Origin of the sequence: Streptomyces sp. NPDC001744 (genome assembly GCF_042892575.1) — a bacterium.
Taxonomy (GTDB): Bacteria; Actinomycetota; Actinomycetes; order Streptomycetales; family Streptomycetaceae; genus Streptomyces.
Genome location: NZ_JBIAUG010000010.1, coordinates 115941 through 129067, shown reverse-complemented (window position 1 = coordinate 129067; position 13127 = coordinate 115941). Strand labels below are relative to the sequence as shown.

The 13127-nt window shown below is 71.8% G+C and carries 13 protein-coding genes; 12 read left to right on the top strand and 1 reads right to left on the bottom strand.

Annotated elements, in window-relative coordinates:
- Positions 1-152 precede the first annotated feature (152 nt).
- From ACFYZY_RS14650 to ACFYZY_RS14640, 3 genes are all read left to right on the top strand, one after another.
- Entirely contained in the window at positions 153-758 is a 606-nt protein-coding gene (locus ACFYZY_RS14650; RefSeq protein ID WP_388693443.1) for a hypothetical protein, read from the top strand.
- 157 nt (positions 759-915) lie between these two features.
- The gene (locus tag ACFYZY_RS14645) at positions 916-2313 is read left to right on the top strand and encodes a helix-turn-helix domain-containing protein (RefSeq protein ID WP_388693441.1); all 1398 of its coding nucleotides are present in this window, start codon (positions 916-918) and stop codon (positions 2311-2313) included.
- 42 nt (positions 2314-2355) lie between these two features.
- Positions 2356-3177 carry a 4'-phosphopantetheinyl transferase gene (locus ACFYZY_RS14640; RefSeq protein WP_388693439.1) on the top strand — a complete coding sequence of 274 codons (822 nt, stop codon included), beginning with the start codon at positions 2356-2358 and terminating at the stop codon, positions 3175-3177.
- Here ACFYZY_RS14640 and ACFYZY_RS14635 read toward each other — a convergent pair.
- Positions 3141-3470: a hypothetical protein gene (locus tag ACFYZY_RS14635; RefSeq protein WP_388693438.1), complete on the bottom strand. Its 330-nt coding sequence runs from the start codon at positions 3468-3470 to the stop codon at positions 3141-3143. The two genes, ACFYZY_RS14640 and ACFYZY_RS14635, sit on opposite strands and share 37 nt — an antisense overlap.
- 406 nt (positions 3471-3876) lie before the next feature.
- On the opposite strand from ACFYZY_RS14635, the gene leuA reads away from it, so the two are divergent.
- The 9 genes from leuA (at position 3877) to ACFYZY_RS14590 (ending at position 13121) form a co-directional block, all read left to right on the top strand.
- Positions 3877-5622: a 2-isopropylmalate synthase gene (leuA, locus tag ACFYZY_RS14630; protein WP_388693436.1), complete on the top strand. Its 1746-nt coding sequence runs from the start codon at positions 3877-3879 to the stop codon at positions 5620-5622.
- Positions 5623-5708: 86 nt separating this feature from the next.
- Positions 5709-6479: a thioesterase II family protein gene (locus ACFYZY_RS14625; RefSeq protein WP_388693434.1), complete on the top strand. Its 771-nt coding sequence runs from the start codon at positions 5709-5711 to the stop codon at positions 6477-6479.
- A 54-nt stretch (positions 6480-6533) separates the two neighbouring features.
- Positions 6534-6848 carry a phosphopantetheine-binding protein gene (locus ACFYZY_RS14620; protein ID WP_388693432.1) on the top strand — a complete coding sequence of 105 codons (315 nt, stop codon included), beginning with the start codon at positions 6534-6536 and terminating at the stop codon, positions 6846-6848.
- Complete coding sequence (locus ACFYZY_RS14615; RefSeq protein ID WP_388693430.1) at positions 6845-8245, top strand: cytochrome P450; 1401 nt, start codon at positions 6845-6847, stop codon at positions 8243-8245. The genes ACFYZY_RS14620 and ACFYZY_RS14615 overlap by 4 nt, the downstream gene beginning before the upstream one ends.
- Positions 8246-8319: 74 nt before the next feature.
- The gene (locus ACFYZY_RS14610) at positions 8320-8532 is read left to right on the top strand and encodes an MbtH family NRPS accessory protein (protein ID WP_388693428.1); all 213 of its coding nucleotides are present in this window, start codon (positions 8320-8322) and stop codon (positions 8530-8532) included.
- Positions 8529-9308: a thioesterase II family protein gene (locus ACFYZY_RS14605; protein ID WP_388693426.1), complete on the top strand. Its 780-nt coding sequence runs from the start codon at positions 8529-8531 to the stop codon at positions 9306-9308. Before ACFYZY_RS14610 ends, ACFYZY_RS14605 begins: the two co-directional genes overlap by 4 nt.
- Before the next feature lie 32 nt (positions 9309-9340).
- Positions 9341-11161, top strand: a complete 1821-nt coding sequence (locus tag ACFYZY_RS14600; protein ID WP_388693424.1) for a non-ribosomal peptide synthetase — start codon at positions 9341-9343, stop codon at positions 11159-11161.
- Positions 11158-12387, top strand: coding sequence for a cytochrome P450 (locus ACFYZY_RS14595; protein WP_388693422.1), 1230 nt, complete (start codon positions 11158-11160; stop codon positions 12385-12387). Before ACFYZY_RS14600 ends, ACFYZY_RS14595 begins: the two co-directional genes overlap by 4 nt.
- A complete protein-coding gene (locus tag ACFYZY_RS14590; RefSeq protein WP_388693420.1) occupies positions 12384-13121 on the top strand; it encodes a thioesterase II family protein in 738 nt (245 codons plus the stop codon). The genes ACFYZY_RS14595 and ACFYZY_RS14590 overlap by 4 nt, the downstream gene beginning before the upstream one ends.
- Positions 13122-13127: the final 6 nt, after the last annotated feature.

Below are 13127 nucleotides of genomic sequence, written 5' to 3'. Positions count from 1 at the left end.
CGGTGGCCGTACTGCCCGGACTCGGCACGGGCGTCGGGCTCGCCGCGGCTCTGAGCGCGGGCCTGGGCCTGCGCAGCAGTGGCGTGCGACGGAGCGCGGCCCGGCGGAACGCCGCGGAAACAGCCGGGCCGACGGGGTTCAAGGTGCATTCCGTGAGCCTGGACGGGGTCCACTACATCTGCGACATCTGGGAGACGCGGCAGACCGGCTCGCCGCGAGCGGACGGACGGCCGCACGGTGCGAGGCTGCTCGCCCGCCGGGGCGCGCGGCAGGACCGCTTGGTGGACCTGACCCTGACAGGACTCGACGCGGCGGGGCTGCGCAACGGCCCGGCCTGCACGGAGTTCGAGCACACCGCGCACGGTCCGGTCCGGATCGCCCCGAGCCCGGGCATCTGCGCGACCGACGAGCCGCTGCTCACGCGCACGGCGATCGGCGAAGGACAGGCCGACTGGACCGTCTTCGCCTATCTCGCCCCGGAATGGTTCCGGCTGCGTGCCGCCAGGCCCTACCGGCGGCTGCGGCACGCGGCCTGGGTCGCCCTGCCCACCCCGCCGTCCGGTTCCGCGAGGTTCGGCAGCCTCGTGCGGGAACTGGAGGCACTGGAGAGTTACCGCGGCGCGGTGGTGGGCGGAGCTCCGCCGCTGACCCGGGTCCAGCTCCTCCACGCCGACGAACGGACCGTGGAGCGCGACTACGCCGCGGCCTTGTCCTCGGTGGAGCGGTACGGGGAAGAGCCGTGGGCGTCAGCCGGCTGAACGCTCCCTGACCGCGGCTCCTTCCGGACGGCGCCGGGGGTGGGACATCACGCGTGCCGGTGACCGGACCGGCACCGCTTTCGGGAGGGACGCGGCGACGGAGCGCGACCAGAACCAGTTTGCTGTCCGCAGCACGAGACACAGTGGCGAGGATGTTGTGAATTCGACCCAGAACCGCGACGAGCACACCGTGACGCCGGACCCTCAGGCGTCTCCGAGCCTCGGGGCCGAGCTCAAGGCGGCGCGCAGACGCATCGGCGTCACCCAGACCCAGCTCGCCGACCTGTCGTCCGTCAGCGTCCGGACGATTCGCGATCTCGAACTCGACCTCACCCAGAACCCCCGGCGGGAAACCCTCCGACTGCTGCTGGACGGTCTGCGGCTGACCGGAGTCCAGCGGGCGAGGATCGAGGAAGCGGCCGCCGGGCCGTCCACCCGCGGCATACCGGCCGACTCCCTCACCCCGCCGCCCGCCGTCCTCGAACCGACCATCGGCCGCGAGCGCGACATCGAAGCCCTCATGAGCCTGATCAAGTTCGGCGGACATCGCCTGATCCGGGTGGTCGGCATGGCCGGAGTCGGCAAGTCCCGGCTGATCCAGGAGGTCGCCGGGGCGATGGACGCCTCCGCCCAGATGCCGGTCGTCTGGGCGGAGCCGGAGGGCGAGCCCGCCGGCAGGCCCGCGGACCGCCTGCAGGCCCATGTCGCCGCCCTGCTCCGCGGCGACGCCGATGCCGAACCCGACCGTCTGGCCACCGCCTTCGGCTCCCACCACATCCTGCTGGTGGTGCCCGACGCCACCATGGGCCCCGGCGCGGAGGCGGCGCTCCGCCGCCTGCTGGTGCAGTGCCGGGGACTGCACGTCCTGTACGAGGCCCGCGAGGGCTCGAAGGGGGGCGCGGGCACCGACTACCCCGTCTTCCCGCTGTCCGCGGCAGACCGTTCGGCCGGTCCCGCAGGCCGTGAATCGGCCGTCAGCCCCGCTCTGCGGCTGATGCTGTCGCGCTGCGGTTCCCTCGAACGCGAGGCGCTGGCCGACAGCCGGGTCATGGCCGCGCTCGCCGGCATCTGCCGGAGCCTCGACGGCATCCCCCGAGCGATCGAGGCCGCCGCCGCCTGGCTCCTCCTCTACAGCCCGGACCAGCTCCTGAGCCTGGCCGGACGCGACCCGTTCAAGCTCGCCACCCCGCCCGGCAACGACACCGCCGGTCTGCGGGCGGTGCTCGGGGCGTCCGTCACGTCACTGCGCCCGCGCGACGCCGACGTCCTGCGCCGGCTCGCCGCCCATGCGCTCCCCTGGACCATGGCCCAGGCCTTCGCCTCGCCGGAGCAGGTCGGCGACCCGGCGCTGGGCGCCGTCCACCTGCTGTGCACCCGGGGCCTGGTGCGCCCGGCCGGCTGGGACGCGGGCGGCACCCCCAGGTTCACCGTGCTGAATCTGGTCCGCCACCTGCTGGCGGAGAGCGCCGCGCCGGCGGTTCCCGCGCTCGAATCCAGGGGGTCCCTGCGCTGGCAGTCCCCCGCGGGCGTGGAGTCCCCGTCCTACGCGGCTTGAGTCCGTGCACGGGCCCGATCGCCGAGCGGGTCCACGGAACAGATGGAGAATCGAGAGCACGTGCTGGAGCACATCCTTCCCCCCACGGTCCGGACCGCTCACTCGCTGAGCGACCGTGCCGGCGCCGAGGCCGTGCTGTTCCCCGAGGAGCGGCCCGCCGTCGCCGCGGCCGTCGCCTCCCGCCGGGCGGAGTACGCGACCGTACGTGCCTGCGCGCGTGACGCGCTCACCGAGCTCGGGCAGCCTCCCGTGGCCCTGGTTCCCGGTGCGAACCGGGAACCCCGCTGGCCGGCCGGGATCGTGGGGAGCATGACCCACTGCACGGGTTACCGGGGTGCGGCGGTCGCGCACGACCGCGACATCGCCGCGCTGGGCATCGACGCGGAACCGAACGCCCCGCTGCCCGACGGCGACAGCCTGCTGAGCGTGCTCGCGCGCCGCGAGGAGACCGACCTCCTGGCGATCCTGCCCGCCTGCGGAACCGCGTGGGACCGGTTGCTGTTCAGCGCGAAGGAATGCGTCTACAAAACCTGGTTCCCCCTGACCGGGCGCTGGCTCGGATTCGAAGAGGCGATCGTGAGGATCGACCCCGCGGGAACCTTCGAAGCACGACTGCTCGTCGAGGGGCCCACGCTGGACGGGGAAGTCCTGGACGGCTTCAGCGGCACCTGGCTGCACCGGGACGGCCTCCTCCTGACCGCCATCGCCGTGCCGCTGCGGCGTACGGGTGAAGGGGGCGCCGGCGACGAGTCGCGGGCCTCACCCGGGATCCGGTCCGGTCTCCCCCCGCTCCGGAGCCGGGAGGCGGGGGCCGAGGGAGCAGGCCGTCAGTACCGGTCGTCGTCGGACCTCGTGTCGTCGTGACGGTCGTAGGGGTAGGGGTCGTCGTCCCCGGGCGACGGCGGGAACACCAGGGCTCCTGGCAGCGGTCCCTGGTCCTGCTGACGCGCGTAGCGGTGCATGCGGACCCGCAGGTGCATCTTCCGTTCCCGCACCCTCAGCCGGCGCCGTTCCCGCCGTCCGGCCTCGTCGTCGTCCAGTTCCTGGGTGAGTCGCCGGTTCTCCCAGTAGTCGCGCTCCTGGCCGGCCACCTCCTCCCCGGGAGAGGGGACGCCCTCACGGTCGCCGTCGTCGTCATCGTCCAAACGGGCTGTCATGCGGCTCAGGTTACGTGCAGCCCGGAGTCCCCGGGAATGGCGCGCACCACCTTCGGAGAGGCGATTCGGCGTCCTGGTCCTCGCCTCGGGAACCGGAGGCGGATCCGACCGGCGGTACGGGGCCGAAGTCGCCGCCCGGTCGCCTCTGTTGTTTCCGGTTCCGGGGCGTCGGCGCTCCTAAGGTCTTGACCCATCGCGCACGGCGACCGGTTCGCCGTGCAAGCGGGCCGGGGAATCGGCGGGCGTCCTTTCCCGAAGGCGCACCGGGCCCGTGACCGCCGCTTCCCGCCGTGCGCCTCCCCATCGGGCGGGCCTTCGGCGCGGCAGGCGCCCGTACCGGCCGGTTCCCGGGGTGAGCGCGCCCCTCAGTACACGGACATTCCTTTCCGATTCGAGCAGAGGACCAATGATGTCAAGCACCCTCGTGGAACGGCCCGTCTCCGGGGCCGCCACCTCCGTGACCGCCACCTCCCCGGCCGGCACCTCCCTGACCGGTAGCGTCCAGCAGCCGAGCGGCATGCCGGTGCACCGCTACAAGCCCTTCGACGCCCCGGACCTGCCGGACCGCCGGTGGCCGGCGCGCAAGCTCCGCAAGGCTCCCCTGTGGTGTTCGGTGGACCTCCGCGACGGCAACCAGGCGCTGCCCGAGCCCATGGACCTGGCGCGCAAGCACCGGCTGTTCCGGCAGCTCGTCGCCATGGGCTTCAAGGAGATCGAGGTCGGTTTCCCGTCGGCGAGCCAGGTCGACTTCGACTTCGTGCGCGAGCTGATCGAGCAGGACCTGATCCCGCGCGACGTGACGATCCAGGTCATCATGCAGGCGCGCCCCGAACTGATCGAGCGCACCTTCGAGGCGCTGCGGGGCGCCCCGCGCGCCGTGGTCCACCTGTACAACTCCGTCTCTCCGCTCCAGCGCCGGGTGGTGTTCGACGCGGACCGCGAGGACATCCTCCGCATGACGGTGCGGGCGGTCCGGCTGATCACCGAGCTCGCGGCGCGGCACGTCGGCGGCGAGATCCTGTTCGAGTACTCGCCGGAGTCGTTCACCGCGACCGAGTCCGACTACGCGCTGGAAATCTGCGAGGCCGTCATGGACGTCTGGCAGCCGGGTCCGGGGCGTCCGATCATCATCAACCTGCCCGCGACCGTCGAGTGCACCCTGCCCAACGAGTACGCCGATCAGGTCGAGTGGATGGACCGCAACCTGAGCCGTCGCGAGCACATCAGCCTGTCCGTGCACCCGCACAACGACCGGGGCACGGGAGTGGCCGCGGCCGAACTCGCGGTCCTGGCCGGGGCCGACCGCGTGGAGGGCTGCCTCTTCGGCAACGGCGAGCGCACCGGCAACGTGGACCTGCTGACGCTCGGCATGAACCTCTTCTCCCAGGGCGTCGACCCGATGATCGACTTCTCGGACATCGCCACGATCCGGCGGGTCGCCGAGGAGTGCACGCAGCTGCCGACCCATCCGCGTCACCCGTACGCGGGCGATCTGGTGTACACCGCGTTCTCCGGTTCCCACCAGGACGCGATCAAGAAGGGGTTCGACTCGATGGAGCGAACGGCGCGGAGCGCCGGGACCCTCGTCGGCGAGACCCCCTGGGGCGTTCCCTACCTGCCGATCGACCCGATGGACGTCGGCCGTTCGTACGAGGCGATCATTCGCGTCAACAGCCAGTCGGGCAAGGGCGGGGTCGCCTACCTGCTCAAGACGGGGCACGGCTTCGACCTCCCGCGCCGCCTCCAGGTGGAGTTCTCCCGCCTGGTCCAGCGACACAGCGAGGAATGCGCCACCGAGGTCGGGGCCGCGCAGGTGTGGCAGCTCTTCACCCGGGAGTTCCTGGCCGGGGGTCCGCGGCTGCGGGTGGCCGGCACGGCGGACGGCGCGGTCGAGGCGGAACTCGACGGAACCACCCGTTCCTTCCGGGCCGACGGCGGCGAGGCGTTCGCCGAGGCGCTGCGGGATGCCGGGGCGGACGTGGTGGCGCAGTCCCTCACCGTCCAGCCGCCCGGCGCCGGGAACTCCTCGGTGGTCGTCTACGCCGAGTGCGCGGTCGGCGGGGAGAGCGTCTGGGGCGTCGGCCTCCACTCCGACGAGGCCGGCGCGGCCGTGCGCGCCATAGCCTCCGCGGTCAACCGGGCCGCCCGGTAACACCGCGGCACGCCGCTTCGGACCGGGGCACCCCGCCACGGCACCGCCGGCTCGGTGACCGGGCCCATGAGAGAGGCGAGACAACGATGTTCAGAGATCTCCGGAAGCGTCCCAGGACGTCATCCGACGGGTCCGCCGAGGAGCTGACCTGCTATTTCCTTCACCACGCGGGCGGTTCCGCCGCTGGTTACATGCCGCTGGCCCAGGCTTTCCCGCCCGGCTGGCGACTGCGCGCCGTCGACCTCCCGGGCCGTGGCGCGGCCTCCCACCGGCCGCACTGCCGTGACGCGGCGGAGGCCGTGGAGCTGCTCAAGCCGGCCTTCCTGGCCGAGGCGAACGGCCCGTACGCCGTGTTCGGGCACAGCATGGGCGCCCTGATCGGATACGAGCTCGTCCGGGAGCTGGAGCGGGCCGGCCTCCCGCCGGTCTGGCTCGGGGTGTCCTCGATGCCCGCGCCCGAACTGGCGTGCGCCCGCTTCTCGGAACGCCGCGACCTGTGGTCGTCGGAGCGATTGATCAGCTTCATGCGGAGGCTGGGCGGCACCCCGGAGGAGCTGCTGAGCGACCCCGACACGGCGGACTGGATGGTCGGCGTCCTGCGGGGCGACCTGCACCTGGTGGACACCTACGCGTACGCGGCGGGACCGCCCGTCACGGTGCCGATGTCGGTCTTCATGGGCGTCGAGGACGAGCTGTCCACGCCCGAGCTGATCGACGACTGGCAGTCGTACTGCGCCCGGCCCGTGCGGTTCCACCACCTGCCCGGCGGCCACTTCTACCTGTTCGAGCAGGCGGAGAACCTGGCTCGGCACATGGCCGAGGACATCACGAGGGTCCGGCAGACGGCACCGCTGTGACCCCCGTCCACCCGAAGTACGAGATCGACCCCGACCGAGAAGGAACGACAGGCAATGGAATCGTCATCGAAGGCCGTCCGTCAGCAGGACGAACAGGACGGGACAGCGGAACAGCCCCCCACACACCCCGGCCCGCCCGCCCCCCTCGTGCGGGAGGTCGCGGCGCTGTGGGCATCGTTCCTCGACGACCGCGAGGTCGGGGCGGACGACAACTTCTTCGAGATCGGCGGGAATTCGCTGATCGGCATCCGGATCCTCGAACGGCTGTCGCAGGATTACGGAGTCCAGCTGTCCGTACGTGACTTCTACCTGGCGCAGACCCCGGCCCGGGTCGCCGAGCTGATCGAACCGGGCAGGGTCCGGGCGTGAGGCTGACACCGGGCGCCGGCCGCGGCATCGACCTCGCCGACGTCGATCTGCTCGACCTGGACCTCTACACGTCGGGCGATCCCCACCGCGTCTGGGACGTGATGCGGGCGGAGGCGCCCCTGCACCACCAGACCCTCGCGGACGGCCGGGAGTTCTGGTCGGTGACCCGCTACGACGACGTCTGCCGCGTGCTCGGCGACCACCGGGAATTCACCTCGGAACGCGGCACGGTGATCACGCACCTCGGGGAGGACGACGTCGCGGCCGGCGTGCTGCTGACGTCCACCGACCCGCCCCGGCACACCGAGGTCCGCAGGCCGATCGCCCCCAAGCTCACCGCACGGGCGGTGAGGTCCTGGGAGGACGGCATCCGGCGGGCGGTCGTGCGGTTCCTCGAACCGGCCCTCGACGGCTCCCCCTTCGACCTGGGCGAGCAGGTGCAGCGCCTGCCCGCGATCGTCACGGGTCCGCTCCTGGGCATCCCGGAGAAGGACTGGAACGAACTCGTCCAGCTGACGTCGATGGTGATGGCCCCCTCGGACCCGCACTTCAAGCTCGGCAGCGAAGCGGCGACCCTGGCCATCGCCCACCACGAACTCGTCGACTACGTGACCCAGTGGGTCAAACGGCGGCGGTCGGACGGCGGCGAGGACGGCAGTCTGCTCGACCACCTGATGAGCGTCCGCGCGGGGGACGCGCCGCTGACCGACGAGGAGATCGCCCTCGACGGCTACAGCATCCTCCTGGGCGCCAACATCACGACTCCGTACACCATCTCGGGCACGGTGCAGGCGCTCGTCGAACACCCCGAGCAGTACGCGCGGGCCGCCGCCGACCTGTCCCTGGTGCCCAACCTCGTCGAGGAAGGGCTGCGCTGGACGTCGTCCGCGTGCAACTTCATGCGGTACGCGGTGCACGACGTCGAGATCGGCGGGGGCACGATCCCCGCCGGTGGAGCGGTCGTCGCGTGGATCGGATCGGCCAACCGGGACGAGTCCCAATTCCCCGACCCGCACCGGTTCGACATCACGCGCGGCAATGCGAAGCGCCAGGTCGCCTTCGGCTTCGGGCCGCACTTCTGCATCGGGGCACCACTGGCCCGGATGACCCTGCGCATCTTCTTCGAGGAACTCCTCCAGCGGTGCGCGTCGATCGAACCCGATGGAGAGCCGCAGCATCTGCGGTCGATCTTCATCGCGGGAATGACCCATTTTCCCGTCACCATTCGGAAGAGGCGGCACGCCGGCCGCCCCTGCGAGGGGCAGCGGGATGCCGGTGCGGCACCAGCCGGATCCGATTCCTCCGTACGACCTGCCGAAACACCGGAAGCCGGGTGCCCGGCAGTCGCCTCCGTTCTGCCTCAGCAGGTGCCGGTGACGGTCGATTCCGGGTTCTAGCCTGGTTTTCCGAGCTTCATTTGGCAGGGCCACCGTCTTTGAAATCACCCACCCACATCCCGACCGGAGCAATGATGAGCAACACCTCATGGGAAGCAGCGGAAAATGCCGCATGGCTGGCCGTGCGCAACGAGGAAGGACGGCACAGCATCTGGCCCGTCGGCCTTTCCGTACCCCCCGGATGGAGCGAGGCCGGCTACCGCGGCGACAAGCCCGGTTGCCTGGAATGGATATCCGAGAACTGGACGGATTCGCGTCCGGCCGGTGTGGGGCGGGTGCGGACGTGAGCTCACGAGAAGGCGGCCGGCAATGGCTCGTCCGCGATACCGATCCCGACGCGCGGGCCCGGGTGTTCTGCTTCCCGGTGGCCGGGATGGGCGCTTCCGCCTACCGCGGCTGGCCCGTGCGAACAGGTGACATCGAGATCTGCCCCGTCCAGCTCCCGGGCCGCGAGAACCGGTTCAGGTCCCCCGCCCACACGTCCATGGACGTGTTCGCCAAGGACGCGGCCGACGCGCTCCAGCCCTACCTGGACAAGCCCTTCGCCTTCTTCGGCCACTGCTTCGGAGCGCGCCTGGCCTACGGCCTCTCGGTCGAGCTCGCCGACCGTGGCGGTCCGGTGCCCCGGCAGATCTTCGCCTCCTCCTGCCTGGCTCCCCACCGCGGCGGCTACTTCGGCGGCGGGCGCTCCGGCCCCTTCACGCCGGAGACCACGGACGAGGAGTACAGGGAGGAGCTGCGCCACGGCTGCGAGCAGCGCGGCGAGCCCACGCCCCCGGACGAACTGCTCGCCCTGTCCATCCAGGTGCTGCGCGCCGACATCGCGCTGACCTGCGCCTACCAGCCCTCGGGTCCGGGCGGCACCCCCTTGGACGTCACCACCATCTCCTGGACCGGGGACACGCACATGCGTCCCGAGGAGATGGACGAGTGGTCGGCCTACGGAAACGTGCGGCACGTCCTGCTGACCGGAGACGACTTCACCCACCGATCGGCACCGGCGGACCTGCTCCAGGTCATCGCGGACGGTCTCCCCGAAGGAACAGGAGTGCTCACACCGTGAACACCGTGAACACCGTGAACACCGTGAATGACGTGATTGACGTGATTGACGTGCACACCGACGGCCGCACCGGCCCGGACGCGCCCCCCACCCTCACCGAACTCTTCGCCCGGTCGGCCGCCGCGCACGGCGACTCCCCGGCGGTGTCGGACGACTCCGGCCGCCGGCTCACCTACGCCGAGCTCGACCGCGCGTCGGCGGAGCTGGCCCAGCGCCTCGTCGAGGAGGGCGTACGCCGCGAGGACCGGGTGGGCATCCACCGCGAGCGCGACGTCGACCTCGTCATCAGCATCCTCGGCGTCCTGCGGGCCGGCGCGGCCTACGTGGCCGTGGACCTGCGGTACCCGAAGGCCCGGCGCGAGCTCATGCTCCGCGCGGCCGACGGCCGCCTGACCCTGGTCGGTCCGGGCGAGCGGGAACAGCTCGGCGAGCAGGTGCGCACCCTGGTCTGGGAGTACGACGCCGAACGCGCCCGGACCGACGCGCCGAAGGACGCCCTGCCCGAGCCCGCCCCGCGGGACGCCGCGTGCGTGCTGTTCACCTCCGGTTCCACCGGTACCCCCAAGGGCGTCGTGGTCGAGCACCACAACCTCGTGCACTTCGCGGTGAATCCGCTGCTGCCGGAGCTCAGCCCCGCCGACCGCGTGGCCCAGATCGCGAACATCTCCTTCGACACCTTCCACTGGGAGCTGTGGAGTTCGTTCTGGGCCGGCGCCGAGATCGTCATGATGCCCTCGGTGCCCGACCTGGTGAAGGGCGACCCCGGCCGCGAGCTGCGCCGCCGCCGGATCACCGCGCTGCTCTCGCCGACCATGGCCTTCAACCACATCGCGGCCGAGGACGCCGACGTGTTCTCCTCGCTCCGCGTGCTGCAGACCGGTGGCGACGTGGTCCGTCCCGCCGCCTGCCGCGACGTGCTCGCGAGCAAGTTCTCGGGCCAACTGGTCAACCTGTACGGGCCCACCGAGGGAACCACCGCGGCCACCGCGTTCACCATCACCGACGTCGCGCCGGACGCGACGAGCGTGCCCATCGGCGCCGGTCTCGCGGGCGTGCGACTGCACGTCCTCGACGCGCGGCTGCGCCCGGTCCCGAAGGGCACGCCGGGCGAGCTGCACATCGGCGGAGCCGGCGTGACCCGCGGCTATCTGCGGGACCCCGCGCGAACGGCGGAGCGGTTCCTGCCCGACCCGTTCGGCACCCCCGGGTCCGTGATGTACGCGACCGGCGACCTCGTCAGCGAGCGCCCCGACGGCGTACTGGACTACCTCGGCCGGAACGACGACCAGGTGAAGATCCGCGGCTACCGGGTCGAGCCGCGCGAGGTGGAGCGTTCGCTGCTGGCCTGCTCCGGCGTCCTCGACGTCGCCGTGCTGGCGCGGGGCGAGGGCCAGGACAAGCGGCTCGTCGCGTTCGTCGTGCCCCAGGGCCGGACCACCATGCCCGAGGTGCGCGCGTACGCCGAGGCGACCGTCCCCGACTACCAGGTGCCCTCCGAGTTCCTCCAGGTGCCGGAGATCCAGTCCACCCCGCACGGCAAGCGCGACACGGCGGCGCTCCTGCAGTTCCTGGGCGACCGGGACCGGCGCCGCAGCGACTACGTGGCTCCGCGCACGGACAGCGAGCGCTACCTCGTCAAGGTCTGGGAGGAGCTGCTCGGCACCGAGCGGATCAGCGTCGACGACGACTTCTTCGAGCTCGGCGGCAACTCGATGCTGGCCTTCCGCATGAGCCGCCGGATCAACCGGGACCAGGCGGCGGGCCTCGGCCTGGAAGAGGTCCTCGGCAACACCGTGCTGTCCGACATGGCGCTCGCCCTCGACGCGTCGCGGAGCAAGGGAGAGGACGAATGACACAGCTCCTGATGTCGGCCGCCGACATCGACCTCAACGACACCGAGGCGTTCGTCACCGGCGACCCCCACGCGTTGTGGTCGCGGCTGCGCGCGGAGGACCCGGTCCACTGGAACCCCACGCCCGAGGGCGGGTTCTGGGCCCTGACCAAGTTCGACGACGTGCTGATGGCCTTCCGGGACACCGAGACGTTCAGCTCGGAACACGGGACCGTCATCGGCGGCTCGTTCCGCAACGAGGTCGACACCGCCTCCGGACGCATGCTCGTCACCTCCGACGCACAGCGCCACCGGCAGCTGCGCCGCCGGATGCACCGGGTGTTCTCCGCGAAGATGATCGAGCGGGTGACGGAGACGGTCCGCGAGCGGGTCGCCGTCGTGCTGGACAGGATGTGGGCCGACGGCGGCGGCGACTTCGCCACCGACGTGGCCCGCGAGCTGCCGGCGGGGGGCCTGATGGCCCAGCTGAACATCGGGCACGCCGACGCCCTGCACCTGCTGCGCCTCACCCAGGCCATGATCGGGTACCGGGACGAGGACCACACCCTCGGCATCGCGCACGAGGGGCTGCGGCTCGCGACCGCCCAGGCGGACGTCTTCGACTTCTTCCTGGACCTGATCGCCGAGCGCCGGGCCACGCCGGGCGACGACGCGGTGAGCATCCTGCTCCGGCCCGAGCCGGGCGAGCGCGAACTCGACGAGGACACGCTCCTGTTCAACCTCATGAACCTGGCCATCGGCGGCAACGAGACGACCCAGCACAGCGCCAGTGGCGGTCTGCTCGCGCTGATGGACGACCCGGCGCAGTGGGAGGGGCTGCGGGCGGACCCGAAGCTGGTCGGCACCGGCCTCGAGGAGTTCGTCCGCTGGACGTCCACCGCCTCGTACGTGCAGCGGCAGGTCACCAGGCCCGTCGTGGTGCGCGGCGTGCCACTGGCCGAGGGCGACTCGGTCACGCTGTGGACGGCGTCCGCCAACCGCGACGAGGACCAGTTCCCCGACCCGGACCGGTTCGACCTCGGCCGCACCCCCAACCGCCACGTCGGCTTCGCCAGCGGACCGCACCACTGCATCGGCGCCGCGATGGGCCGCACCGCGCTCGCCGCCCTGCTCCAGGGCCTGCGCGAGCGGCCCGGCCGGCTGGTCCCGGCCGGCCCGGCCGTCCGGCTCCGGTCGAACTTCATGCTCGAGTACAAGAGCGTTCCCGTCGAGGTGACCGCGGTATGACCGTCTGGACCCTGCAGCCCGTTCCGGCCGACGGCGACTACCTGGTCTTCGGCGTGCCGTACGCGGGCACCGGAGCCGCCTCGTTCAAGGCGTGGCCGCGAGAGCTCGGCGCGGGCCGGTTCTGCGCCGTGCAGCCGCCGGGCCGCGAGAACCGGTTCGGCGAAGCCCACGTCAGCAGCCACCAGGAGTTCGCGGAGGGCCTGGTGGCGGAGATCGCCGACCGGCTGGACCGGCCGTACGCGCTGATCGGGCACTGCGGTGCGGTGCCCTTCCTGCTGCAGATCGCGGCGCACCTGGAGGAGCGGGGCCTGCCGGCTCCCCGGCGGCTGTTCGCCTCCGGGTGGGGCGCTCCGCACAAGGGGCTCTACGGCAAGCTGAACTTCGTCGACCTCGACGAGGTCGACATGGTCGCCGAGATCGAGGAGCGGTGCGCGGCCCTGGGCTACCGGCTGCCCCCGGAATACCTCGAGATGGCCGCGGAGATCCTGCTCGCCGACGTGCGGCTGCAGCGCGGCTACCGGGCCGAGGCGCTGCCCAGCCGGAACGTCCCCGTCTCGGTGATCGGCTGGACCGAGGACGCCGTCGTCCCCCAGTCGGAGGTGTGGCCCGGGTGGGACGAGTGCGCCTCGGCCACGTACCACGTCCTCGAAGGGGACCACTGGGAATTCCTCCGCTTCCCCCGGGAACTGCGCGACCTCGTCGAGCGCGAGATGACCGCCGCGATCGGCGCGTAGACGGCC

Excerpts from the sequence above, each read along its gene's own strand:
- ACFYZY_RS14595 (WP_388693422.1), top strand. The coding sequence starts at position 11,158 with ATGACACAGCTCCTGATGTCGGCCGCCGACATCGACCTCAACGACACC.
- ACFYZY_RS14610 (WP_388693428.1), top strand. The coding sequence starts at position 8,320 with ATGAGCAACACCTCATGGGAAGCAGCGGAAAATGCCGCATGGCTGGCC.
- ACFYZY_RS14590 (WP_388693420.1), top strand. The coding sequence starts at position 12,384 with ATGACCGTCTGGACCCTGCAGCCCGTTCCGGCCGACGGCGACTACCTG.
- ACFYZY_RS14640 (WP_388693439.1), top strand. The coding sequence starts at position 2,356 with ATGGAGAATCGAGAGCACGTGCTGGAGCACATCCTTCCCCCCACGGTC.
- ACFYZY_RS14620 (WP_388693432.1), top strand. The coding sequence starts at position 6,534 with ATGGAATCGTCATCGAAGGCCGTCCGTCAGCAGGACGAACAGGACGGG.
- ACFYZY_RS14625 (WP_388693434.1), top strand. The coding sequence starts at position 5,709 with ATGTTCAGAGATCTCCGGAAGCGTCCCAGGACGTCATCCGACGGGTCC.
- ACFYZY_RS14635 (WP_388693438.1), bottom strand. The coding sequence starts at position 3,470 with ATGACAGCCCGTTTGGACGATGACGACGACGGCGACCGTGAGGGCGTC.
- leuA (WP_388693436.1), top strand. The coding sequence starts at position 3,877 with ATGATGTCAAGCACCCTCGTGGAACGGCCCGTCTCCGGGGCCGCCACC.